Raw genomic sequence first — 24,818 nt, 5'->3', positions numbered from 1 at the left:
CTCATCGTTGAGCTGCCCGGGGAGGCTGAGGTCGGTCGCTGATGCGGTGCGCCAGCCAGGCAAGGGCAGGCGGCATCCGGTACTCGACGGCATGGTGGCCGCCCTCGAACAGCTCGAAATGCACGATGTCGTCGGCCACGCCGACCTCGGCGAGCGCATCACGGAAGGCCGACGCACCCAGGTCGAGGAACCATTCGTCGCGGGTGCCTGCGTCGATCCAGATGCCGCGCTGGGAACGGAGGGCGTCGGCGTGGGTGGCGGCCATCCGGACCGGGTCCCAGGCCAGCCACCGCTCCCACTCCTTCTCGCGCAGGGCCCCGGTGCGGGGGTCGAACGGAAGGGTGGGCGAGCCGTCAGGGCCGGGGGAGAAACAGGCGGAGACGCCGAGGATCTCCAGGAGGTTCAAGTCCTCTTCCTTGGTGAAGGCAACGCGCGAGCGGAAATCGTCCCACCACCGGTTGATGTCGCCTCCGTAGGCACGCAGTTGACGGGCGGCGGTCAAGAAGTGCGGCTGGTACTGGGCTTCGGACAGCGAGTCGCCGGAGTGGGTGGCGAAGGCGCCGAACAGATCCGGGCGGAGCATGGAGGTGACCGCCGCACCGAAGCCGCCGCTGGACTTTCCGGCGATGGCGCGGTGGTCGGGCACGGGGAGCGTGCGGTAGCGGGCGTCGACGTACGGCACGATCTCCTCGCACAGGTAGGAGTGGTAGGGGCCCGTGCCGGGCGAGTCGACGAACTGGCTGCCACCGTAGGAGGTCCAGGCGTCCACGAAGACCAGCACCATCGCGGGGGCTTCCCCCCGGGCGAAAAGCTCGTCGACGAGTTCGGGTACCGGCTTGCGGTAGGCCGTGCGGTTGCCCCAGACCGGCAGCGTCCCTGCGTAGCCGAGGAGCAGATAGGTGACGGGGTAGCGGCGTTCGGGCGCGTCGTCGTAACCGGGCGGGGTGTAGACCCACAGCGGCCGTTGCGCCGGGTCGCCGAGGGGGTTGCCGCGGAGCAGAGCGCTGTCGATGACGTGCTCATCGATACGGCCCTTGAGGTGGAAGGTCGCCATGACCCGAGACGTTACTACGATTTCAAAATATCTGACTCCATAATTTCAGGACGGTAGGGTGACGCCGTGACATCACGGCATTCAGCTGCGGAATCAGCGCAGCCAGGAGACTCGATCGACCGGCACATCGCCCGCTGGAGGCATGAGGTTCCTGGACTGGTACCGGAGTTGGAGGGTGCCGTCACCCGCATGCAGATGCTCGTACGGCATTTGCAGCGCCAGAAGGAAGCCGCACTGGCGCGGCACGGCCTGAAGCTCTGGGAGTACGAGATCCTGTGGCGCCTGCGTTCTGCGGGAGAGCCCTACCGAATGACACCCACACGTCTCGCTCAGGGGCTCGGCATCCATCCCGCGACCTTGACCAACCGCCTCGACCGCATGCAGGCGGCAGGCTTGATCACTCGCGAGCACGCGGCCGAGGACCGCCGCAGCCTGCTCGTCGGTCTCACCCCCCGAGGGGCCGAGACGTGGGCAGTGGTGATCGACGACCAGCGGGAGGCCGAGGCCACGCTGCTCGCACCCCTGTGCGCGGAAGATCTGGGAGAGCTGGCCGCTCTCCTGCGGGTCGTGGCCCTTGCTGTCGAAAAGGACGGACCTCCCCTCATGCCTCACGTCGACTGAACCATCAGCGCCATCGCCCAGCCGGTACGTTCCCCCTCCCCCCACGACGGAGACCGGCGGAACGCAGCGAACACCTCCAGCCGCCTCGAAGAGAAGTCCTGCCACATCACCTCCCCGTGGCGCTTCCGCCGTCCACCGAGACCGAAGCGCCCGCCATGCAGGGGAAGCCGTCGCACGCAAGCACGAGCACGGCGCGCGCGATCTCCTCGGCCTCGACCTCGGCCATCCGCTCCAGCCCGTCGAGGTCGAGCGGGCCGAACGCCTTCTTGTACGCCGCGCTGTCGGAACCGCCAGGGCTCAGCCTCCGGAGGTGCTGTTCCCGTCAGTCTCTGACCAGAACAGCCAGCTGCCTGATCGTCCCTGCCCGGTGCTCGCTGCCGTGGGGTGCGGGGGTCTTGAATCGGTGTGCCGCGGGTCTCGCGGCGGTGGGTGGCCGACGGAAGGTGTGGCACATGACGGAGTTCGTGGAACTCGAGGGCGGGCGCATCGCCTGTGACGTGGTCGGCGAGGGCCCGCTCGTGGTGCTTTCCCACGGCATGGGGACCTGGCGCGCAGACTTCCGGCATCTGGTGCCCGTGCTGGTCGACGCGGGGTACCGGGTGGTGAACGCCGACATGCGGGGGCACGGGGAGTCCAGTACCGGCTGGGCCTCGGTGACGGGGAAGCGCGCCATCAGCCGGACCGATGTCGCCGGTGATCTGCTCGGGGTCGTGCGGCACTTCGGCGGGCCCGCGACGATCGTCGGGCACTCCCTGTCCGGTGGCGCCGCCACCATCGCCGCGGCTCTGGCCCCGGAACTGGTGACCACGATCGTGGAGATCAATCCGTTCACCAGGGTCACGAAGATCGATGTGGGCGCGCTGCTCACCGTCCGCCGGTATCGCCGGGGCGGCCTGCGGTTGATCGGGACGCAATTGCTGAAGTCCCATGGCCTGTGGCGGAGTTACCTCGATGTCGCGTATCCCGGCAAGCCCGACGACTACCGGCGGCAGATCGACGACCTCATGACGGCGCTGCGGCGACCCGGGCGGTGGCAGGAGTTCATGAAGACCGGCCGGACCACTCCGGCCGACGCCGGGGCGCGACTGCCGGAGGTGAGGTGCCCGGCGCTGGTCATCATGGGCGACCAGGACCCGGACTTCCCCGACCCGGTGGCCGAGGGCGAGGCCATCGTCGCAGCCATGCCCGCAGGGCTGGGGCAGGTCGCCGTGATCGAGGACGGCGGACACTACCCGCATGCCCAGTCCAGCGACCGGGTGGCCGAACTGGTCATCGCCTTCCTGCGGGAGCACACCCGAGACGCCGTTCGGCACACCACGTGACCGCTGCCGGCCGACGGTGGGTTTTCGCGTCCCGTGCTCGCGGCGATGATGGTGCCATGGCCTCATCCCGCACTGTCGTCCTGGTGGCGTACGACGGTATACAACTGACCGAACTGGCCGGTCCGATGGATGTTTTCCACGCGGCGAACACCGTGTTGGAGAGCACCGCCTACCGGATCGTGACGGCAGCGCCGCGGGCAGGGACCGTCACCGTCGCCGGCGGGCTGAAGATCCATGTCGAGCACTCGATCCGGGAAGCCGCCCTCGGCGAGACGGACATCGACACGATGATCGTGATCGGCGGCTTCGGAGCCTTCGATCCTTCGGCGTCCCAGGAGGTGGTCAGGGAACTCCCGGTGCTCGCCGGGGTTTCGCAGCGTGTCACCGCGGTGTGCGCCGGCGCGATGCTGCTGGCCGCAGCCGGGCTGCTCGACGGGTACCGGGCGACGACGCACTGGGCCGCGACCCGGCAGCTCGCCGAGCGCTACCCGCGGGTGCGGGTCGAACCGGACCGGATCTACGTGCACGACCGTGACCGGTGGACCTCGGCAGGAGTGACCGCCAGCATCGATCTCGCCCTGGCCCTGGTCGAGTACGACCACGGAGCCGAAGTGGCACAGTCCATCGCCCGCAGTTTCGTCGTCTTCACCCGACGCCCCGGCGGCCAGAACCAGTTCAGCGCCCAGATGCGCGCCCAGACCGCACGGACCCCGGCCGTCCGCTCCGTCCAGGACTGGCTGCCCGACCACCTCGACGAGGACCTGAGCGTGGCGGCCCTGGCATGCCGGGCGGGAATGAGCGAGCGGAGCTTCGCCCGTGCGTTCCGCGCCGAAACCGGCAGCACTCCGGCCGACCTCGTCGAGAGCCTGCGCCTCGAAGCGGCCTGCCGCCTGCTCGAGACAACCGCCCTGACCGTGGGCGCCATCGCCAGGACGGTGGGGTACAGACACGGCGAGACCCTCCATCGCGTCTTCTCCCGCCGCCTGGCCACCACGCCGGACCGCTACCGCCGGAACTTCCCGATGTCCACGACCGCGGACACGGGCACACCGCGGCCTGTCGGCAGGCGATGACCCGGCAGGTGCCACGCCCTGGGATGCACCCCCGGCGCCCTGCACCCCAGCACACGCACACGTGCTCGGAAGCCGTTGTCGCCGTCCGAGAGCCCGATCAGTTGGTTCGATTCGGGCCGCAGCGGGATCCGCGGAAGACGCGCCGGGATGCCAAGCGGGCCAGGCCTCGCTCGACGGCGCGCGGACGCCGACGCGTGTGCGGTTTACGGTCCGCTGTGCCGCGGTGAGTCCGCCCCGGATCCGCACGATCTTGTGGGGACAGACGGCGGTCAGATCGTGGCCCCGGCCCCCCGGCAGGGCCGGCCGGCGTGGAGGGCGAGCGATCGAAGATGAAGCGGCTCGCGGACCGCGGCTCGGCGACAGAGTCGGCCCCGGGCCGGTTCACCCTCGCCGACGGGCCAGCTGTCGGATCATGAGCATCGTCATCGACCACAGCACCATCTGCTCGCGGACGGCTGGCAGCGTCTCGTAGTCGCTTACCAAGCGGCGCGAGCGGAACAGCCAGGCGAACGTGCGCTCCACGCACCAGCGCCTCGGTAGCACCATGGACCCCGATACGTCGTCACTGCGCTTGACGATCTGCACGGTGAGCTGGAGCGTCGACGCCTATTCGCTGGCCCGTGAGGCGGCCGATCCGCAGGCCGCGGTGGGCGAGATCTTTCAGATGATCGAGGCGGCCTGGGCCGTCACCTGCCCCTCCGGAGACTTCACCGGCACGGCCAGACCGTAGTCAGGACTCAACCCCATTCCGCGCCGTTTCGTCCGAACGCCAGCCACAGAGCAGACCTGACGCAAGGCCGCCTGAGCAGCAGGCTTCCTGACGAATCGTCAGAACGCGGGTCAGGTGCGTCACATCTCCGTCGAACATGCGGCGAACATGCGTCAAGAGATCGCCCGTAACGCACACTCGCCGAAAACACAGTTCAGCGACCCTTTTCGGCAGGCTCAAGGATCGCAACGCATTCCACATGACGGGTCATCGCGAAACATGTGGAACCAAAAAACGTGGACTTCATGCAGTTCAGCTGTGTGCGAGCAACGTGTCGGACAGAACGCCCCTTGTGCAGTGAGTGCGTTGTGTGCTCTCCGTGCGACAGCTTGACGCTTGCGCGGAAAGTAGCGCGAACAACCTCACGCACGCTGCCCCTCCCCTTGATGGACGTCACCCCCACAGGCCCCGGCTTCCCCGCACACGGTGCGACAGTTGACCGACTTTCGTGACGCGAACTCCGACGTGTGTCGATTGTTGAACGAAGCCCCCGCCGTCACGCTTTCCAGCCATGACATATCTGTCACGCATGCGGCGGACGGCCATGAGCACTTCCGCGGCGCCCTCGCTCACGTACGAGGAGCGGGCCGGACCGGCCGACGGAGGCGCAGTCGTCTCCGGCGCCCGAGTGTCACGCCAGAAATCCCGCTACCGCAGGCGGGTGCTCCCGCGTCCCCGCTTCTTCCTCGTCCCCGCTCCTTCCTGGAGGCCGTCGTGCCCGATTCCGCACCACACTCAGGTCAGCGCAGTCTTCCCCGAGCGGGCATGGCTGTGCTGGCCGTACTCGCCGTCGCCGTCGGCGCTCTGGAGAACGTCCCCATCCCCGTGCTTCCGCTCCTGCAGCGCGAGTTGACCCTCACTGCGGCGCAGGCGGCGCTGCTCACCACAACTCTGGTCCTCAGCGGCTCGGTCACGGGCCCGATCACGGCGAAGCTCGCCGACAACTTCGGCGGGCGCCGCATGCTGCTCGTGATGACCTGGATCATCGTCGCGGGCGCCGGTATATCGGCCTTCGCCGACTCCCTGCCTGTGATGCTGGTGGGCCAGACGCTCCAGGGCATCGGCGTCGGCATTCTGCCGGTCGCGTTCACGCTGGTGAGGGAGTACGTGCGGGAGCGCGTGGCGCTCGCCGTCGGACTGGTCACGGGGCCCTTCATCGCGGGCACCGGCCTGGGGATCGTGGCCGCGGGCCCGATCGCGGACGCCATGTCCCGCCGTTGGGTCTTCCTGCTGCCCACCCTGCTGGTGGCCGCCCTGGCCGTCGCCGCGCAGTTCGCCCTGCCTCAGCGCAGGTCGTCCGCCGTCCGACACGAGGGACGGGAGAAGCTGGACTGGCCGGGCGCACTGCTGCTGGCCGTCGCACTCGGCGCGCTCACGTTCGATCTCTCCCGGATCCCCCGCACCGGATGGCTGTCCACCGAATCCTTGACGCTGTTCGCCGTCACGCTCGTCAGCGGAGCCTGCTGGGTGGCCGTGGAGCGGCGGGCCGGCTCACCTCTGATCGACCTCCGTCTCCTCGGGCGGCGCGGCGTGTGGAGTTCGGTCGTTGTCGCGGGCGTCGTCGGCGCGGGGTCCGCCGTCCCGGCGTACCTGTTCCCGCAGTTGCTCGCGATGCCGTCGAAAGTGGCCGGGTTCGGTTTCACCGCCTCCACCAGCCAGGTCAGCCTCTACCTGTTCCCGGCGTACCTCTGCGCGATGTTCGTCGGGCCGCTGTCCGGGCAGTTGGTCCGCTGGTTCGGGTCTCGCCTGGTCGTCACCGCGGCGCTGCTCGTCACCGCCGCCGGGCTGCTCTTCGCCGCGGTCTGGCACAGCGCCCCATGGCACGTCGTCCTCAGTCTGATCGTGGCCGTCGGGATCGGCGTCGGAGCCGCCGGTACCGCGCTGTACGCCGGCACCATCGCGTCGGTGGATCCGGCCGACACCGGTGTCGCCAGTTCGGTCAACATGGTCGCGCGCGGGATCGGTGCGGCGATCGGCGTGCAGATCTCGGCCGCCGCGCTGTCCAGCAGCACGGATCAGGTCAACGGTCTGCCCACCGAAGGCAGCTTCCGATTCGGATTCCTGCTCGCCGCGATCCTGGCCGTCCTCCCGCTCGTGATCGTCGCTTTCATGCCCGGCCGCGCCCCGGCACCCAGCCGCCCCACGGCGAGCAGGGTGCCAGATCCGGTGCCAGGCTCGTAAGCGCCGGCCTCCGCATGGGCCCGCGGCCACTGCAGGCCACGGGCTCGGATGCACCTTCCTTTGCGGCGTCTCCTGCCTCGTCTCCGCGCTGCGCCGCAACCCCACGGGCCAAAACAACGGAGCACTCGCCGACGCGCCCCTCCATGGCGGGCGACAGTTTTCTACAGCAGTCGAACGAGCCTCGCGTTCCGCACGACAACTGCCGCTCGCCTGCCGTCTCACGCGGTCCTAGCATTCGGCCGAGACCCGCCTATCGCCTCTGGGAGATCCATGAAGCAGGAGTACGCGACGGAGCAGCAGCCCGGATTCGCGGCCGAGTACGCCCGAGCGCTGGTGTGGGAGCAGCATTGCTGCCTTCCGCTCGACCCGGACACCCGCGTCGACGAGTTGTGGCGTTACGCGAAGGCGGGAGCTTCATTCGTGTCGGTGAACGTCGGTTACGCGCCACACGACATCGCCGACACGGTCCGGGTCCTGTCCGCGTTCCGCCGTCACGTGCTCATGCACCCTGACCGCTACGTCATGGCCACCTCGGCGGACGACGTACGCCGGGCCAAGGCCACCGGGCGTCTCGCGGTCGCGTTCGACCTGGAGGACACCCGTCCCCTGGGCGGCCGCATCGACACCGTGCAGACGTACTACGACCTCGGCGTGCGGACCATGCTGCTCACCTACAACCAGCGCAATGCCGCCGGATCGGGCTGCCATGACGACCTCGACGACGGTCTGACCGACTACGGCCGAGAAGTAGTGACCGAGATGAACCGGGTGGGCATGGTCGTCGACGCCACCCACTGTTCCTACCGCACGTCGATGGACATCTTCGCCACATCGACGGCACCGGTCGTGCTGTCCCACTCTGCGGTACGGGCCGTCCACGACCACGAGCGCAACGTGTGGGACGACCAGATCCAGGCATGCGCCGCGACGGGCGGTGTCATCGGGATCAACGGCGTCGGGATCTTCCTGGGCGACAACGACACGAGCACCGAAGCGCTCGTCCGCCACGTCGATCACGCTGTCGATCTGGTCGGCTGGGAGCACGTGGGGCTCGGCCTGGACTTCTGCTTCGCCACCGACGACGTCAACGATGAACTGACCCAGAATCCGGACCTGTTTCCGTCGAGCTACGGGCAGTGGGATCGCATCGATTTCATCGAGCCGGAGCGACTGCCCGCCATCGCGGCGGCGTTGGCAGACCGCGGATATCCGCCCGAGGCCGTCCGCGGAATCCTCGGTGAGAATTTCCTCCGCGTGGCGCAGACGGTGTGGCGCTGATCGCCCACCGAAGCTCTTTGGGCGGCATCGAGAAGCCAGTTTTTGTCCGACGTGCTGCGCCTCTCAGAAAGACGCAGTCGGCCTTGAAAGAGAGAACATGTCACTCCTGTTGACCGGTGCCACCGTCATCGACGGTGTCTCCGAAAAGGGAATCGAAGGCCGGTCGATCCTGGTGGACGACGGTCGCATCGTGGCGATCGGCCGACCGGCCGAGATTCCGGTTCTGCCGGACACCGAAGTGGTCGATTTCAGTGGAAAGTTCATCATCCCCGGGTTGATGAACGCCAATGTGCATCTACTCGTCAACATCCTCTTCGAGACGCTGGTCCGGTACGAGGGAAGATACGAGGAGTTGATCGTCGAGGCCGCCCAGGTCGCGCTCAAGAGCGGAATGACGACGGTGTTCGACACATGGGGGCCGCGGCGCGCGCTCATGACGGTCCGCGACAGGATCGACCGGGGCGAGGTCGTGGGCAGCCGCGTGCGCTGCGCCGGGAACATCATCGGGTTCGACGGCCCGTTCTCGCCTGACTTCGACGCGAGGATCCCCGGGGTCGGCAGCTCTCATTTCGTCGACCGCGTGAACGCGACGTGGGTCGAGAACACCGGGCGGCATCTGATGTGGCTGACGCCCGAGGCGGTGGGGGAAGAGGTCCGCACGTACATCGAGCACGGCATCGACTTCGTCAAGTACGCGGCGAACGAACACGGTGGGACCTCGGCCGGCGCCTTCATCCAGTTCTCCGAGCGAACGCAACGCGCCATCGTCGAACAGGCTCATCGCGCAGGATTGACCGCCCAGGCGCACGCCCAGTCGGTCGAGGGCCTGCGGATGGCGATCGAGGCGGGCTGCGACCTCGTGCAGCACTGCAACATGACAGGACCTGTGGAGATCCCGGGCGAGACCCTCGAACTCATGTCACGGCACAACTGTGGTGCCGTCGTCTTTCCGCTGACCGACAGCGGAAGGGAGGCTCTGAAGCAGAGCGTCTCGGATTTCGAGTGGACGATATGGAAGGCGTCGGACGCGAATACGCGCCGCCTCATCGAGTCCGACGCGATGATCCTCCTCGCGAACGACGGAGGCATCTTCGCCCCGGAGGTCATGCAGGAACCGATGATCAAGGCCAGTTGGAACGGACTGCCCGAGGACGAAGCTCTGGGCCGACTGGCGACAGGTCACTTCGTCTGGCTGCGGGCCATGGAAGAAAAAGGCATGTCGCCGATGGGCCTGCTGCACGCGGCGACCCGGAACATCGCCAGGGCCTACAAGGTCGAGGATGATCTCGGAACACTCGAAGTGGGCAAGATCGCCGACATGGTCGTGCTCGACGCGGATCCGTTGCAGGGCGCCAAGAACTACCGAAGCATTCACGCAGTCGTGAAGGACGGCGCGTTGGTGGACCTCGAAGCGCTCCCGGAGCGGCCGCTGTTGACCGCGGAGCTGCCCGGCCCGCTCGACGAAGAGGCTCGCTACAAGCGGTCCCTCCATCACGGAGCTCGCCTGCCGGGCTGCCCGAGCTGTGTGAACGGAGCGCACTGACGGCCGGAGTTCCGGCCGTCGCACGACGACCCCGAAGGCGTGTCAGGACACCTTCGGGGTCGCGCGCATGCCGTGGTGCACAAAGCTTTCGCCGGTGGGCAGCGAGGTGAACGTCACCGGGATCCAGGACGGGCTGTCGGCGTACCGCACGAGAAACTGGCTGTCCGAGACAGGCACCAGCACGGTCTCCAGAACCGGCTCCGCCACCAGGTGTGCGAGCGGCCCGGTCGTGGTGTGCCGCAGCCGCAGCCCGTCCGCGCGTTGGAGGACGTCGATGCGGGTTCCGGCCCGCTCGTACCGCCCGAGGTGTCGGCGTGCGTCCACGGACACGGGTACGGCCGGTGGCTGCGGAGGTTGCGGCACGGCCACCCCGGCGAGCTCGGCGAAGATCTCCCCGAACAGTTCCCGGTACAGGTCCTTTGCCGCACCGCCGTTGGTGAGCAGCGTGACGGCCAGGTCCTGCTCGGGCAGCACCCGCAGGAACGCCGCCTGCCCGAGCGTGGCCCCGTCGTGCCCGATCAGTCTGCGGCCGTCCCAGCCGAAGCGGATCCAGCCGAGCCCCCAGGAATCCCCGAGCGAGAGCGGGTCCGGCAGCTCGACCTGCCGCTCGGCCATCGCCTGCGCCGAACGCTGCGAGAGCAGCCGCGCGCCGTCCGGGGCGGTGCCACCCGTCATGTGCAGGCGGGCGAAGGCGAGGACGTCCTCGGCCGTGGCGGTGATCAGGCCGGCCGGTCCTTGGGAGCGCGGCAAGCCCCAGACGGGGACCGGGCGGGGTGGCTGGTCGCCCTCCGCGTCATGGCCCATGGCGGTGCGGAAGCGCAGCGCCTCTTCCGGCAGCGTGACGGTGTGCTCGAGGCCGAGCGGCGCGCACAGCCTCTCGTGCAACGCACGGTCCCAACTCGTGCCGGTCAGCTTCTCGATGACCCGACCGGCGAGCACGAACCCGGAGTTGCAGTACGAGAAGGTCGCCCCCAGCGGATGGTTCTGCGCGGCCTCGTCCAACTGGCCGACGAATCGCTCCAGGCAGTCGTCGCCGCGCCCGGTGTCGGTGAACACGTCCCCGTCGATGCCGCTGGTGTGGGTCAGCAGATGCCGCATCGTCACCTGCCGCGCCACCTGCGGGTCGGTGAGGCGCAGCTCCGGCAGGACGTCGGCGACCGGGGTGTCCAGGTCGAGGGCGCCCTCGTCGACGAGTTGCATGGCCAGGGTCGCGGTCCACACCTTCGTGATGGACCCGATCTGGAAGAGGGAGTCGGACGTGGTGGTGACTCCGGTGGCGTTGTTGAGTACGCCGCACGCGACCACGTCGCTGTGCGCACCGCGGGCGATGCCCAGGACCGCGCCGGGTACCCGGTGCCGTTCGGCGAGTTCCGTGAGCCGCCGCTGCCGGTACGCAAGCTGCGGCAGCACGGAGGAGGAGAGGTTGTCGACGCTCAGTGGTCGGGTCACGGCGGGCTGTCTCCTCGGGGAGGTGGGGATACGGCGGAGGTGTGCGTACGTTGCGGAGTGCTCGCCGCGGCCGGGGACGTGATGTTCGGGCCGGCCGGGCGAGGCGACAGCGGTTGTCGCTCCGCTGTCGGCCGGGTCGTCTCCTCAGCGCAGTGGGTCGACGGCGCGCAGTGCCTCGGGACGCTGCCCCGTGGCGATCTGCTCGGCGAGGAGCCTGCCGCTGACCGGGCCCAGGAAGATGCCCCACATCCCGTGGCCGCCGGCCACGTAGACACGGGAGTCGCTCCCGGCACCGATCAGGGGAAGGCCGTCCGCGGTGCAGGGACGGGCGCCCACCCATTCGTCCTGGCGGTCGTCGAGATGCGCGCCTCGCAGCAGGGTGCGCGCCTGTGCGACGAGGGACTGGATGCGTCGCGGGTCCTTGGGCGCGCTGACGTCGCGGAACTCCATCGTCCCGGCGATCCGCGCCCGGTCGCCGAGGGGCGTGCAGACGAGCTTCTGCTGGGTGAAGTAGACCGGCCCCTTGGGCAGTTGATCCATCTTCACGGTGAAGGAGTAACCCCGACCGGCCTGCACGATCTGCCTGACACCTGTCTGGCGGGCCAGCCGGTTGATCCACGCGCCGTGGGCGAGTACGACGGCGTCGTAGTCCTCGCCGGCCACGGTGACACTGGCGCCGGCCCGGTGGATGGCGTGCACTTCCGCCCTCTCGACGATCAGGCCGCCGCGCGCCCGTACGGAGTCGGCGATGGCCCGGACGTACTGGGCGGGATCGATGAACCGCTCGCCGTGGAGGCGCACCACGCGGGTGATCTCGTCGGCCAGGACGGGTTCGGAGTTCCCTGCCTCGGCGCCGTCGAGAATCTCGAAGTCCACCGGACGGCCGGTGGCCCGCAGGTGTGCGAACTCCTCCAACAGTCCCTTACTGTCCTGCGCGGTGCGGAACGCCGCGGTCAGCGGATCGGCCGACTGTGTGCGGGCGGTGACCCCGCCGTTCTCCAGCGCGTCGAACGCCGGCAGGGCACCCTCGATGAGAGGGAGCATGCCCTGCATGGCCTTGTCCCGGCGGGATGAGGTGCAGTTACGAGCGAACTGTGCCAGCCACTTGAGCATGCGCGGGTCAGCGGTCGGGGGTATGTAGAGCGGCGACGACGGGCTGAACATGGCACGGATGCCGTATTTCAGGACCGCCGGTTCGGGCAGCGGAGCAGCCAGGCTGGACGTCAGCCATCCCGCGTTGCCCCAACTGGAGCCCGCGGCCACGCCGGAGCGGTCGAGGACCGTCACCTCCACTCCGGCCTCCTGGAGGAACCATGCGGTCGACAGACCGACCATCCCGGCGCCGATCACGGCAACTCGCCCGGGTGGCTTGCGCGTCGAGCGAGTCATGCCTGAACACCGCCTGCACGGGCGTCGGCCGTACCCACGGGCCGACGCCCGTGGGCGCACGGCGGGCCCAGAATTTCTTTCGAAAGCATGCTGGTCTCCTGAAGAGAGGACTGTGCTGTGGTGAGGGCGGCTGCCGATGTGACAGACGTCGAAAACGAGACCCTCAACACCGGACAACTGCAGGGCGACTTCGGGCGGCGGAAGACAGATAGTGAGCCGGAACGGGCCCGACCGACTGTCATCTCCCAAGTGAGGCGAACCGATGAGCTCTTTTCCGCACTTCCGTCCGAGCGTGGATGCCGGCGACCTTGTCGCGATCTCCGGACAGATCGGTCTGCTCGACGGCCGCCTGGTGGACGGTGGCGCCGCCGAGCAGACGGAACAGGCCCTGGCCAACCTGCTGTCCGTGCTGGACGCGGCCGGACTGACGCGCTCCGACGTGGTCAAGGTCAACATCTACCTGACCACGATGGACGACTTCACCGTCTTCAACGAGCGGTACAACGCGGTCTTCAGCTCCGAACCCCCGGCCCGTACGTGCGTGGCGGTACACCAACTGCCGTTCGGCGCCCTGGTCGAGCTAGAAGCCTGGGCCCGCCGTCGCTGACGGCCCGAGGCCCTCAACGAGCGGGCCCAGTGGTGATGTCGTCGGCGATGCGCGCATGGGAGCCTCCAGGTCGGACCGTCGTGTGCCCGGCGACGACATCGCGGACCGCGCCGAGCAGGCACGGTGCCGGACGCCGGACCCCACAAGACTCGCGCAGAGCGTGCTGCCAGGCATGTGGCCGGCGTTGCGTTCTGGGCATCGACGCTGCTACAGCTGTCGTACGGCCCCACACAGGCAAGAGCAGTCGGCGCCGGTCCCGTCGCCATCGCCATCGCCATCGCCATCGCCATCGCCATCGCCCAGAGCGGAGACCAGGTGTGGCGCCCGCACATCACTGCACGCGTCAGCTGTCGCTTCGGGATGCCCCACCATGTGACTGGCGTCGCATGCCGTGGTACGACTGGGCGAGGCGTCGGCGGGAGCCGTGACCGGACGGGTACAGGTCTGCGGCAGGGTGGTGAGTGGTGTGCTCGAAGAGCTTCAGCGCGTGGTGGAGGCGCTCGCGCATCGCCTCGGGCGCGCGGTCGCCGTGGACGACCTCGACTTCAGGTTGCTGGCCTACAGCACACACGCCGACGAGGGCGACGCATGGCGCGCACGTGTCATCCTCAGACGTGAGGCCCCGCCCGAGGCTCTGGCGTGGCTGCGCCGCCAGCGTCTGGGGCGCGCGACCGGACCGGTGCGGCTCCCGGCTGACAATGATCTCGGGATCCTGCCCCGGGTGGCGGTGCCCGTCGTGTATCAGGACGTGCGCTTCGGCTACCTGTGGCTGTTCGACGCAGAGGGCTCACTTACCGAGGCGCAGCTAGAGCTGGCGTCGGCGGCGGCCGCTGACGCGGGCGCCATCTGCTTCCGCGAGCGCGTTGTCTCCCACCTGCGCACGGCTCGGGAGGGCGAGCTGGTCCGCGACCTGCTCTCGGACGACGCAAAGGTCAGGGGCATGGCCTCGGCCAGGCTGGTCGAGGAGGGCCTGTTCGCGCTGCGCGGCGATGTCACCGTCGTTGTGGCGCGCCCGCTGCCCGCCGACGCGGCCAGTGTCGACGAGGACGACCGGATAGCTCTCCAGGCCGCGGTGAACACGGCCTCCGCCCGCCTTGGCGATCGAGGGCGCTTGCGCCTGGTCCGGCCGGATCACGCGGTCCTGGTCACGCCGACCGCGGCGCTGCGACGCTCGCCGGAGTTGCCGGCAGCCATCAGGGCGGCCTCCTTGGAACGACTGGGCCGCAGCGCGAAGTGGCGTGATGTCCATGTCGCCACGGGCAGCCCGGCCCACCGCCTCCACGACGCCGTGACGTCGTACACCCAGGCGCTCGACGCGTTGCGCGTTGCGGAGGTCGTCCCCTCGTTCGCCCCGCTGGTCGCCCACGAGGCACTGGGCATCTATGCGCTGCTCGCCGGCCAGCCCATCGACCAGCTTGGCGCTCACGGAGTGCATCCTGCGGTACGCCGCCTGCTCGAGGCCGACCCTCAGCTCTTCACCACGGCCGAGCTGTACCTGGACAGGGCGGGTGACGCCCGGGCGACGGCCGACGAGCTCGGACTGCACCGCGCCAGCGTGTACCACCGCGTCCGCCGCATCGAAGAGGTCACGGAACTCGACCTCTCCGACGGGCAGCACCGCCTCATCCTCCACCTGGGCATCAAGGTCTCCCGGCTCCTGGGTCTCGTGTGAGCCACGGCACGACATGCCTCGACATCCGTCAAACGGTCATCGCTGAACAGGCGACCACTGTCGCGTGTGACTGATCGCCCGCTCACCTACCTTTGTGGCCATGATGACGTCGCAGGAGCTCACCCGTCGGCTTGCGGACCTGGCCGAGGAATTCAACGTGGCAGGCGCGTCAGCGGCCCTGTGGCACGAGGGCACACTCGTCAGGGCCCAGACCGGGACGGTCAACGTGGCGACCGGTGCTCCCGTGCTGCCCCATACGCTGTTCGCCGCCGGGTCCGTCACCAAGGTGTTCACGGCGTCCCTGGCGATGACGCTCGTCGACGAGGGTCTGCTCAAGCTCGACGCGCCCGTACGGGACTACTTGCCCGACTTCCAGCTTGCGCGTTCCGGGCGGTCCGCAGCCATCACCGTACGCATGCTGCTGAACCACTCATCCGGTCTGCCCGGCGACTACATGCCAAACCTGGCCCCGGGCGATGACGTGCTCGAACGGTTGGTACGAGAGCTTCACGCCCTGCCGGTCACAGGGATCCCCGGCGAGCGGTGGTCCTACAGCAACATGGGAATGAGCACCCTCGGCCGGATCATCGAAGTGATCACCGGCGAGAGCTACGACACCGCCCTGAGCACCCGCGTCCTGCAGCCCCTCGGCCTCAACGCAACCGCCGACGCCGAAGAACTCCTCCTGCGATCAACCGCCGTGGGACACACCGTCGACCCCGCCAACGGAAGCGCCTCACCGGTCACCCGCCTGCGCGCCTGGCCCGAGGTCGGCCCGGCCGGCTCCCGCTTGTGGCTCGACATCGACGCCCTGATCGGTTTCGGGCGGCTGCACATCGACGGCACGGCTCCCGACGGACGCCGGCTCCTGTCCCCCCGGGCACTTCACGAGATGCGCGAACCCCAGTTCGACGACTTCTGGGGCTGCTTCCCCATGTACGTGAACTACGGGCTCGGCTGGGCCATCGTCCGCGAGGGCGACGACCCGGTGCTGGCGCACGGCGGCGCCAACCTCGGCATGCACTCGACCCTGTATGTGCTTCCGAAGCAGCAGGCCGTCCTGGCGGTACTCACGAACAGCACGACCGGGTTTCAGCTGTACTCCGCGCTGTGTGAGCGTCTGCTCAGGGAGTGTTTCGACGTACGCAGTCCCGCTCCCTCATACGCGCCGGAGCCCACGGTCGAGGTCGACAACGAGCAGTTCACCGGGGTCTACCGATCACCCAACGGCCAGGTTTCCGTCGACGTGCACGACGGGCGGCTGCACCTGCGGATGACGCCCGCGCCCGAACTGGCCGCGTGGGAACGGCTGAATGGCCGCACGCCGGGTGACAGTCAGGCCCTGCCGCTCGTCTGCATCGACAGCGAGCAGCGCCGGTTTTCCATGAACCTCGGCGCCCCAGGGACTTTCGCGGCCGTGCGGTTCTACGACCCGGGCGCGGACGGCCGCCCCACGCTGGTCCGGGTCGGAACGCTCTACGAGCGGACACCCTGAACTCACGCTCAACGCCGACGCGTTCGGCGTTCTCCCATCGATACACCGTCGTCAGCGGTCCTTCCGACGTCATGGCGCTCGTTCGGATGTCACGCGCCGGCACCGAAGTAGAACCGCGCTGTCTCCTCGACCACGGACCCACCGGTACGCGTACGGATCGCGTACCGCCATGCCCGGTTGGGGCTCGTCATCCATGAGCCCGCAGCTTGAGCGCGGGCACATGGAGCGAGGCTCCTACGAGCCTGGTACCGGATCCGGCACCAGGACACCGACGGAGCCGAGCACACGGTCCCCGGCCCCGACTCCCCCAGCTTCCCCCCCATTGCGCCCTCCTGCTCCCCCGCTACCGCGCCATCCACAGCCGCCCGAGCGAGCACTGGGTCGCCGGCAAAAGCCTCTCTTGGCCTGGGCAGTCCGGCGGCTGCGACACGTCCGGGTACCGCCGGGCCCCGTCTCGTTCGTCTTACGACCACGGGTTCACGATCACGCCTGCCCGACACCGAGGGTGAGCAGATCCTCGCCCACGACGAGCTTGCCGGAGTAGCCGCGCTGCGCGCCTCTCCAGCGGCGGGCGGGATTCGCCGCGGGGACCAGGTGGTTCAGGACCAGGTGCCTGGCTCCCGCCGGTTCCGCGACGTCACGGCCCACTTGTTCGATCGCGGTGTGGCTGGTGAGGAGGTGCTCCCGTATCGCGTCACGCTGGGCCTCGGGCAGAGCTGCCGTGAGTTGGTCCACGAACTGCGGGTCGATCACCTCGTGCACCAACACGTCGGTGTCCCGCGCCAGATCGATCAGGTTGTCGCTGACGCAGGTGTCGCCGGAGAAGACGATCGAGCCGTCGGGGGTGTCGAAGCGGAACGCGAACGCCGGGGCGGTCGGGGCGTGATCGACGAGCGTGGCGGTGACGCGGACGTCGTCGTCCTCCCAGACGCGCAGGGATGAGCGCAGACGCGGCGGCCTGCCGGCCTGATCCACGGTCCATACGCCGTCAAGATCGATGTCGCGTACCGAGAACAGGTCATCGGGGCTGGTGAAACCGCTCTCCCGAACACGTGTGTTGAAGTCGGTGGCGAACGCCTGGCCCAGGTAGCCGGTCATGGCGGTGATACCCGGTGTGGGCCGCTCCGGATTGAAGACGGCGGGCTCGGGCCGTCCCGGAGGGAACATGGCGGGCAGCACGCCGCGGTCGCCGGGGCCGAAGACCTGGATCGGCTCGGGGCCGCGGCCGACGATGTTCGTGGGTCCGGTCGCGTACATCGCGGGCCAGTCGGCGACATGGTCGCTGTGCAGGTGGGTCAGGAAGATGCCGCGCACCGTCGACAGGGCGGATCCCAGTCCGTCGCCCGGTCCGAGCCCGCTCTGCACCAGCCGGTGCATGGCGCCGTGTCCCAGGTCGACGAGGTACACCCGGTCCCCGTACACGACCGCGCTCGACACGCCGCACCGTGCGCCGTCGAGCCAGGCGGGACCGCCGGCGGTGCCCAGCAGCACGAGGCGGGTGCGGTGGCGGCGGGCGGCTGTGGCCGCGCCGGACGACCCCACGGCCAGTAGCCCGCCGGCCGCCGTGGCCGCGCCCAGGGACTTCAGGAAGCGGCGGCGGCCGGGGCCCGCCGGGGGGAGGGACTGCCGGATGGCTTGGTCAAGGACATGGCACACAGATGGATCCTCTGAAGTGTTGAGTGCTGAGCAACCTTTGATGGCACGTCAGAATTCGGCTGTCGGCGCGGTCGCGGGCACCGGCGGGGCCCCCGCGGCGGCAGGCCCGGTCGCGGGGCCGTGCTTGCGCTGGTGCATCAGCAGCCCGAAGAACCCGGCGAAGAATCCGCTGATCAGCCCCGAGACCGCATGGTTGGCCGCGTTCGCCCCAGCGGTGGAAGGGACCCCGACCACCAGGTAGTTGGCCAGGGCGCTCATCGCCGCGCCGATGACGCCCCCGATCACACCGCTCACGACGGACGCGCGGACCGCGCAAGGACGCGTGGCGACGGCGGCCTTGTGACCAGCCGGTGGCGGGAGTTCGATACCGAAGGGGCGGTCGAGCGCGAGGGGCCCCGGTCCAGCCAGCAGGACGACGAGGAACGCCGCCACCATCATCAGCGGGAACTCCGCGCCCGCCCCGCCCGCCGGGCCCTGCTGGGGCGTCAGGAAGCCGGTGTCCGCGTTGACCAGTGCGATCGCCACGCACAGATGCGCGGTCAGGAGCAGCGCCGTCAACCGCGAGAGCAGTCCGAGAACGAGCAGCAGCCCGCCGAGGGTCTCCCCGATCGCCACCGCCCACCCCGTCGCCGTCGGCGCGGGGACACTCAAACTGCTCAGGAACACGCCGAATCCGGCTGGTCCGTCGACAAGTTTGTCGATGCCGTGAACCGCCGTGACGGCGCCGGCGGCGACCCGCACGATACTCGGCGCGGCGGACTGGAAACGGTGGGCCGGGGCGAGAGCGACGGCTCGCCGCAGCGTGTCCGACCGGAAACCGGGCATGGTGAAGTCCTCTCGGAGGGTGAAGGTGTGAGCGCCATGGCCAGTGCCGTGCGGTTCGGCGGCATGAAGGTATGACGGTGGCCTGGTAGGGCCGGGTGTGCGCCGTCACGTCGTACTGGCGGATGACGTATGCGCCACTGTGCGGTGGACTCGGCCGCGACGGAATCCCTTGTGTCATCGCGAGTGCGGATGCCGTTGATCCATGGCGTGGATGCCGCCACCACGCGCGCGATCGGTGACTGCCGTCAGCTCGCCGAGCGGAATGTGCACGGGGAGGGACGCAGGGAGGCCCAGAGGGTTGGCCAGGTGGCGCCCTGGCGGGTCCAGGAGTTCCGGGTGCTCGACCCGACGGACAGGAACCGTCAGCGAACACGCGGCTTCGAGGCGGGAGACATGGGGGGAGACATGGGGAGGAGACATGCCGCCGACGCACTGATGGCTGCCCACGCCGCCACGCCGTGGTCGACCTGCTCCGAGGGGCTCCTGCGTGAGGTCGAAGCGGCCGGGACCGGCCCGGCGTCGAGAGGCGTGGGGGGGCGGGGCCCGGTCGCTGAGCCGGTCAGTGCCATGAGATGGCCTTATCGCGTGGCGCCCTTGGGCCAGGACGTTGCCGGGAACGTCACCGGGTCCGTTCGCGGATCATCCGTCGTGCACCGGCGAGAGCCGCGCGCCCACCCGCGCCGCCGTCTCCCGCAGCCAGATGTGCGCGGCGTCGTGCGTGTGCACCGGATGCCACCACAGGGCCTCCTGCAGCGGCACGGCCTCGTAGGGAGGTTCCACGATCCGGACCGGGGCGATCGGCGCGAGCAGGCGGGCGAGGCGCGCCTGGACCAGGGCGATGCGCCGGGTGCCGGCCACCAGCTGCGGCAGCAGCTGGAAGCTGTCGACGGACACCTCCACGCGCGGTTCCACGCCGAGCATGCCGAGCTGCCGCACGGCCGGTGCGTCGTAGATCCGCTGGTAGGTGACCCACGGGAGGTCGGCGAGGTCCTGCCGGGTGAGCCGGTCCTCGACGGTGGGGTGGTCGTCGGCGACCACGAAGACCCATCGGTCCTCGTAGAGATCGGTGGCGGGGAAGCCGTTGATCACGCCGTGCGGCATGAGCAGTCCGTCGACGGCACTGAGCAGGGTGGCGGTGTCGTCGACCACGGTGGGCGGAGTCTGTGCGAACCGCAGCCGGACGCCGGGGGCCTCCTCGTGCACGACACGGGCGAGTTCGGTGCCGAACACGGAGACGGCGTAGTCGGAGGCCACCAGCTTGAACTCCCGGCTCTCCTCGGCCGGGTCGAACTCGGCCTGGCTGGAGAAGAGGCGTTCGAGGACGTCGTAGGCGGTGGAAGTGCGGTCGAGGAGGACCTGGCCGAGGGCGGTCAGTTCGTAGTGGCCGCCGACGCGGGCCAACAGATCGTCGTCGAAGTGGCGGCGCAGCCGGGACAGCGCGGCGCTCATGGCGGGCTGGCTCAGTCCGACGCGCTGCCCGGCACGCGTGACGTTGCGCTCCTCCAGCAGGGCGCGCAGGGCGACGACGAGGTTGAGATCCAGGCGAGCCAGGTTCACGGAGTTTCCCTTGCTGTACGGCGTCGCACGACGCTGACCAGGTGAAATCTGCTCAGTGGATGCTGGTCATCCACACAATCTATTTCCCTGATCTCGGGTGGCGGGTCCAGATTAGTCCCACCGCAATCAGGAGGACATGTCCGTGAAACCTGCTCCCGCATCCGCGCCCTTCGCCGGCCCGTTCGCCCTCGCGACCCTGTCGGGTTCCGAAGGACCGGCGTTCCCCGCCCTCGTCACCCCCGACGAGCACGTCGTCGACCTGCGGGCCGCCCTCGATGACGAGCGGCTGACCGTGCGCCGCCTCCTGGAGGACTGGCCGGGGGTGCTGCCGCGGCTGCGCTCCCTGGCCGACGACGGTTCCACGGAGCGCAGGCCGCTGGCCGAGTTCCGGGTGCATGCCCCGGTCGAACCGCGCCAGGTGTTCCAGTCCGGCGCCAACTACCGCCAGCACGTGATCGATCTGCACGTGGCGCACAAGGCTCCGGGGGACGAACGCCCGGAGGCGGAGCGCCGGGCGGAAGCCGCCGAGATCATGGACCGGCGGGCCGCGGAGGACCTGCCGTACGTGTTCATCGGGCTGCCGAGCGCGATCACCGGTCCGTACGACGATGTCGTGCTGCCCGCGTGGGCCGAGAAGCCGGACTGGGAGCTGGAGTTGGCGGCGGTCATCGGCCGGCCGGCGCACCGGGTGCCCGTCGAGGAGGCCCTGGAGTACGTCGCCGGGTACACGATCGCCAACGACCTCACCGACCGGGCGACCGTGTTCCGCCGCGACATGCCGCAGATCGGCACCGACTGGCTGCGCAGCAAGAACGCCCCCGGTTTCACGCCGCTCGGCCCGTGGATCGTGCCCACGGAGTCGATCGCGCACCCCGGCGACCTGCGGCTCACGCTCAAGCTGAACGGCGAGACCATGCAGGACGAGTCCACCAAGGACATGATCTTCGACCTCGCCCGCATGGTGTCCTATGCCTCGCAGAGCGCTCAACTCCTGCCCGGAGACCTGGTGTTGACCGGTTCCCCGGCGGGCAACGGCATGCACTGGGGTCGGCTGCTGCGTGACGGCGACGTGATGGACTCCGCCATCACCGGGCTCGGCGCCCAGCGCACCCGGTGTATCGCGGAGGCCGGCGCATGACGCTCGACCGCACCGACCCGGAAGGTGCCATCGCCCGCGCAGCCAAGGCGTACTCCAACTGGGGACGCTGGGGCGCCGACGACGTGCTCGGCACGCTCAATTTCCTCGACGAGGCCAAGCGCAGGGAAGGCGCCGCGCTCGTGCGACGGGGCGTCAGTTTCTCGCTGTCGCAACGCTTCGACATGGACGGCCCGCAGAAGGGCTGGCGGCGCCGGACCAACCCGGTGCACACGATGCTCGACACCGGCACCGACGCGGCCCTCGGCAACCAGGGCTTCCCGCACGGGCTCGGCGGCGCCGACGACGTCATCGCCATGCCGTTGCAGTGCTCGACGCAGTGGGACGGGCTCGGCCACATCTTCGACCACGGCAAGGCGTGGAACGGGCGTCCGTCCGAGCAGGTCGTCACCTCCGACGGCGACCTGGTCACCGGCATCGAGCACATGGCTCCCTACGTCGCCGGGCGCGGCGTCCTCCTCGACGTCGGTCACGTCGTGGGCGAGGCAGGCGAGTTGGCGGACGGATTCGCCATCACCGAGGAGCATCTGACCGCGACCGCCGAGGCGCACGGCGTGACCGTCGGCCGCGGTGACATCGTGCTGGTGCGCACCGGCCGTCTCGCGCGGGCCCGGCGCGAGGGCTGGGGCGAGTACGCCGGCGGCCCGGCGCCCGGCCTGTCGTTCACCACGGCGGGCTGGCTGCACGGCACCGAGATCGCCGCGATCGCCACCGACACCTGGGGCTTCGAGGTCCGGCCGAACGAGTTCGAGCACGCCTTCCAGCCGCTGCACCAGGTCGCGATCCCCAACATCGGCCTGCTCATCGGCGAGATGTGGGATCTGGACGCACTCGCCGTGGACTGCGCGGCCGACGGCGTGTACGACTTCTGGCTCACGGCCGCTCCCCTGCCGATCACCGGTGCCGTGGGCTCGCCCGTCAATCCCGTCGCCGTCAAATAGTCCTCAACCACTCAGTACTCCTCACCAACCCAGTACTCCTCACCCATCCAGTACTCCTCACCCATCCAGCGGAACAAGGGAGTTCCCTTTATGAACACACCCCGCACGGTCCTCGTCATAGGCGGCGGCGCGGCCGGCAACGCCGCCACGATCCTGCTGCGCCGCGCCGGGATCAATGTCGACCTGATCGAGGCGAAGGACGACTGGAACGCCACCGCGGGCTCCGGCATCACCCTCCAGGGCAACGCCCTGCGCGTGTTGCGTGAACTCGGCGTGTGGGACCAGGTGGCGAAGTCCGGGTACGGCTTCGACGCGGTCGGCATCACCACGCCCGACGGCACCGTCCTGCACGTCGCGGAAGACCAGCGGACCGGCGGCGACGACCTGCCTGCCACCGTCGGCATGCAGCGCCCGCGCCTCCAGCGCATCCTCAGCGACGCGGTCCGCGCGAGCGGCGCCGGCATCCGCCTCGGCGTGCGCGCCACCTCTATCGACCAGGACGGCAGCGGCGTCACGGTCCGCTTCACCGACGGCACCGAGGGCCGCTACGACCTGGTGATCGCCGCCGATGGCCTCGGCTCCACGACCCGCGCGGCCATCGGCATCACGGACCGGCCCGAGCCCACCGGCATGGCCATCTGGCGCATCGCGGCACCCCGCCCGGCCGGGCTGACCCGGACCGATCTCGCCTACGGCGGCCCCGCCTACATCGCCGGCTACTGCCCCACCAGCGAGGACACGATCTACGCGTACGTCGTGGAGGCGAACCGCGACCGCGCCTCCATCCCGACCGACTCGTACGCCGACGAGATGCGCGCCCTGGCCCAGCACTACGGCGGCCACTGGCCCGAGATCACCGCACACATCACCGACCCGGCGAAGGTCAACTACACCTGGTTCGACCGGATGCTGGTCGAGGGTTCCTGGCACCGCGGCCGCGTCGTCCTCGTCGGTGACGCCGCGCACTGCTGCCCGCCCACCCTCGCCCAGGGCGCGGCCCTGTCGATGGAGGACGCCTGGGTGCTCACCCAGCTGCTCACCGCCACCGACACCTGGGACGACGCGCTCCTCCAGGCCTACTACGAGCGGCGGATCGCCCGCGTACGTCCCGTCGTCGAAGCCTCCGTCCAGATCGGCCAGTGGCAGCTCGACGGAGTCCGCGACGCGGACGTGCCCGGCCTGATGGGCCGCACCATGACCATGCTCCGGGAGCTGCCGTGACGACGACCCCGCCCACCGTCGACGTGCACGCCCACGTCCTGCTGCCGCAGATCGAGGCGCTGGTCGAGGGCCTTCCGGGCCGCGCCGAGGCGAAGGCCCTGGACGCCCGCCGCAACGGACCGGACGCGCTGAAGGTGAACGGCCCGATGGTCGGCGAACGCATCCGCCGCCTCACCGATCCGGCCGTCCGTCTCGCCGCGATGGACGGCCAGGGCGTGGACATCCAGCTGGTCAGCCCGTCCCCCTCGCACTACCACTACTGGGCGGACGAGGAGACGGCCGAGAAGGTGTACCGGCTCGCGAACGAGGCGACCGCCGCGCACTGTGCGGCCGCGCCGGACCGGCTGCGCGGCCTCGGCCTCGTACCCCTGCAACACCCCGCGCAGGCGGTACGGGCGCTCGACCACGCCCTCGACCAGGGCCTGGCCGGCGTCGAGATCTCCAGCCACGCCCCCGGGCGCGAACTGTCCGACCTGGCCTACGACCCGTTCTGGGCGAGAGCCGAGGAGACGGGCGCGATCGTCTTCCTGCACCCCTTCGGCTGCACGCTCGACGAGCGGCTCGACCGGTGGTACCTGTCCAACTCGGTCGGCCAGCCCACCGAGAACGCCGTCGCGCTCTCGCACCTGATCTTCTCCGGTGTCCTGGACCGCTTCCCGGGCCTGCGGATCATCGCCGCGCACGGCGGTGGCTATCTGCCCACCTACATCGGCCGCGCCGACCACGCCTGGTCCGCCCGGTCCGACGCGGGGTCCGGCTGCGCCCACCTGCCGAGCAGCTATCTCAAGCGGCTCTACTTCGACTCGCTGGTCCACGACCCGCACGTGCTGCGGGAGTTGGTGCGTGTGGCCGGTGCGGACCGGGTGCTGCTCGGCTCCGACTTCCCCTTCGACATGGGCACCGAGGACCCGGTGGCCGCGCTGCGCGCCGCCCGCCTGCCTGACGCCGACTTCCACGCCGCCCGGGGCGGCACCGCCGCCTCCCTCCTCCGTCTTCGGAAGGACTGATC

At 69.6% G+C, this 24,818-nt stretch carries 21 protein-coding genes; 14 read left to right on the top strand and 7 right to left on the bottom strand.

The window, feature by feature from the left end; genetic code table 11:
* Position 1 precedes the first annotated feature (1 nt).
* On the bottom strand, positions 2-1,054 hold the full coding sequence (locus J3486_RS04175) for an esterase family protein (RefSeq protein ID WP_207818535.1): 1,053 nt from the start codon (positions 1,052-1,054) through the stop codon (positions 2-4).
* Positions 1,055-1,243: 189 nt separating this feature from the next.
* Here J3486_RS04175 and J3486_RS04170 point away from each other — a divergent pair, with 189 nt between their 5' ends.
* The 3 genes from J3486_RS04170 (at position 1,244) to J3486_RS04160 (ending at position 4,070) form a co-directional block, all read left to right on the top strand.
* Complete coding sequence (locus J3486_RS04170) at positions 1,244-1,675, top strand: MarR family winged helix-turn-helix transcriptional regulator (RefSeq protein ID WP_207818534.1); 432 nt, start codon at positions 1,244-1,246, stop codon at positions 1,673-1,675.
* 452 nt (positions 1,676-2,127) lie between these two features.
* Positions 2,128-2,997 carry an alpha/beta fold hydrolase gene (locus tag J3486_RS04165; RefSeq protein WP_207818533.1) on the top strand — a complete coding sequence of 290 codons (870 nt, stop codon included), beginning with the start codon at positions 2,128-2,130 and terminating at the stop codon, positions 2,995-2,997.
* A gap of 56 nt (positions 2,998-3,053) precedes the next feature.
* Complete coding sequence (locus tag J3486_RS04160; RefSeq protein ID WP_207818532.1) at positions 3,054-4,070, top strand: GlxA family transcriptional regulator; 1,017 nt, start codon at positions 3,054-3,056, stop codon at positions 4,068-4,070.
* Between the two features lie 381 nt (positions 4,071-4,451).
* On the opposite strand, the gene J3486_RS45145 is transcribed toward J3486_RS04160, so the two are convergent.
* Positions 4,452-4,655 (bottom strand): transposase, encoded by a 204-nt coding sequence (locus tag J3486_RS45145; protein ID WP_207818531.1) that lies wholly within the window; start codon positions 4,653-4,655, stop codon positions 4,452-4,454.
* Between the two features lies 1 nt (position 4,656).
* Here J3486_RS45145 and J3486_RS04150 point away from each other — a divergent pair, with 1 nt between their 5' ends.
* From J3486_RS04150 to J3486_RS04135, 4 genes are all read left to right on the top strand, one after another.
* The gene (locus J3486_RS04150; protein WP_374194678.1) at positions 4,657-4,800 is read left to right on the top strand and encodes a hypothetical protein; all 144 of its coding nucleotides are present in this window, start codon (positions 4,657-4,659) and stop codon (positions 4,798-4,800) included.
* 804 nt (positions 4,801-5,604) lie between these two features.
* A complete protein-coding gene (locus J3486_RS04145; protein ID WP_207818530.1) occupies positions 5,605-7,020 on the top strand; it encodes an MFS transporter in 1,416 nt (471 codons plus the stop codon).
* A gap of 270 nt (positions 7,021-7,290) precedes the next feature.
* Positions 7,291-8,298 carry a dipeptidase gene (locus J3486_RS04140; RefSeq protein ID WP_207818529.1) on the top strand — a complete coding sequence of 336 codons (1,008 nt, stop codon included), beginning with the start codon at positions 7,291-7,293 and terminating at the stop codon, positions 8,296-8,298.
* A 97-nt stretch (positions 8,299-8,395) separates the two neighbouring features.
* Positions 8,396-9,841, top strand: a complete 1,446-nt coding sequence (locus tag J3486_RS04135; RefSeq protein WP_207818528.1) for an amidohydrolase family protein — start codon at positions 8,396-8,398, stop codon at positions 9,839-9,841.
* A 42-nt stretch (positions 9,842-9,883) separates the two neighbouring features.
* Here the strand turns inward: J3486_RS04135 and J3486_RS04130 are convergent, their stop codons facing one another.
* Both J3486_RS04130 and J3486_RS04125 read right to left on the bottom strand, forming a co-directional pair.
* On the bottom strand, positions 9,884-11,290 hold the full coding sequence (locus J3486_RS04130; protein WP_307804676.1) for a serine hydrolase domain-containing protein: 1,407 nt from the start codon (positions 11,288-11,290) through the stop codon (positions 9,884-9,886).
* Positions 11,291-11,434: 144 nt separating this feature from the next.
* The gene (locus J3486_RS04125; protein ID WP_207818527.1) at positions 11,435-12,679 is read right to left on the bottom strand and encodes an FAD-binding oxidoreductase; all 1,245 of its coding nucleotides are present in this window, start codon (positions 12,677-12,679) and stop codon (positions 11,435-11,437) included.
* Between the two features lie 262 nt (positions 12,680-12,941).
* On the opposite strand from J3486_RS04125, the gene J3486_RS04120 reads away from it, so the two are divergent.
* From J3486_RS04120 to J3486_RS04110, 3 genes are all read left to right on the top strand, one after another.
* Complete coding sequence (locus J3486_RS04120; protein WP_207818526.1) at positions 12,942-13,286, top strand: RidA family protein; 345 nt, start codon at positions 12,942-12,944, stop codon at positions 13,284-13,286.
* 466 nt (positions 13,287-13,752) lie between these two features.
* Entirely contained in the window at positions 13,753-14,958 is a 1,206-nt protein-coding gene (locus J3486_RS44885; protein WP_207818525.1) for a CdaR family transcriptional regulator, read from the top strand.
* A 100-nt stretch (positions 14,959-15,058) separates the two neighbouring features.
* Positions 15,059-16,453: a serine hydrolase gene (locus J3486_RS04110; RefSeq protein WP_207818524.1), complete on the top strand. Its 1,395-nt coding sequence runs from the start codon at positions 15,059-15,061 to the stop codon at positions 16,451-16,453.
* A 483-nt stretch (positions 16,454-16,936) separates the two neighbouring features.
* On the opposite strand, the gene J3486_RS04105 is transcribed toward J3486_RS04110, so the two are convergent.
* The 3 genes from J3486_RS04105 to J3486_RS04095 all read right to left on the bottom strand — a co-directional run bounded on the left by J3486_RS04105 (position 16,937) and on the right by J3486_RS04095 (position 20,491).
* A complete protein-coding gene (locus tag J3486_RS04105) occupies positions 16,937-18,109 on the bottom strand; it encodes an MBL fold metallo-hydrolase (RefSeq protein ID WP_207818523.1) in 1,173 nt (390 codons plus the stop codon).
* Between the two features lie 48 nt (positions 18,110-18,157).
* Positions 18,158-18,934: a DoxX family protein gene (locus J3486_RS04100; protein ID WP_207818522.1), complete on the bottom strand. Its 777-nt coding sequence runs from the start codon at positions 18,932-18,934 to the stop codon at positions 18,158-18,160.
* A 639-nt stretch (positions 18,935-19,573) separates the two neighbouring features.
* The gene (locus J3486_RS04095; RefSeq protein ID WP_207818521.1) at positions 19,574-20,491 is read right to left on the bottom strand and encodes a LysR family transcriptional regulator; all 918 of its coding nucleotides are present in this window, start codon (positions 20,489-20,491) and stop codon (positions 19,574-19,576) included.
* A gap of 136 nt (positions 20,492-20,627) precedes the next feature.
* On the opposite strand from J3486_RS04095, the gene J3486_RS04090 reads away from it, so the two are divergent.
* From J3486_RS04090 to J3486_RS04075, 4 genes are all read left to right on the top strand, one after another.
* Positions 20,628-21,629 carry a fumarylacetoacetate hydrolase family protein gene (locus J3486_RS04090; protein ID WP_207818520.1) on the top strand — a complete coding sequence of 334 codons (1,002 nt, stop codon included), beginning with the start codon at positions 20,628-20,630 and terminating at the stop codon, positions 21,627-21,629.
* Positions 21,626-22,588 carry a cyclase family protein gene (locus tag J3486_RS04085; RefSeq protein ID WP_207818519.1) on the top strand — a complete coding sequence of 321 codons (963 nt, stop codon included), beginning with the start codon at positions 21,626-21,628 and terminating at the stop codon, positions 22,586-22,588. The genes J3486_RS04090 and J3486_RS04085 overlap by 4 nt, the downstream gene beginning before the upstream one ends.
* Before the next feature lie 90 nt (positions 22,589-22,678).
* On the top strand, positions 22,679-23,809 hold the full coding sequence (locus tag J3486_RS04080) for an FAD-dependent oxidoreductase (RefSeq protein WP_207818518.1): 1,131 nt from the start codon (positions 22,679-22,681) through the stop codon (positions 23,807-23,809).
* Entirely contained in the window at positions 23,806-24,816 is a 1,011-nt protein-coding gene (locus J3486_RS04075) for an amidohydrolase family protein (protein ID WP_207818517.1), read from the top strand. Before J3486_RS04080 ends, J3486_RS04075 begins: the two co-directional genes overlap by 4 nt.
* Positions 24,817-24,818 lie beyond the last annotated feature (2 nt).

Origin of the sequence: Streptomyces sp. VRA16 Mangrove soil (genome assembly GCF_017377775.1) — a bacterium.
Lineage (GTDB): Bacteria > Actinomycetota > Actinomycetes > Streptomycetales > Streptomycetaceae > Streptomyces.
The sequence above is the reverse complement of the archived record's forward strand: the minus strand, read 5'-3'. Positions and strand labels throughout refer to the sequence as shown.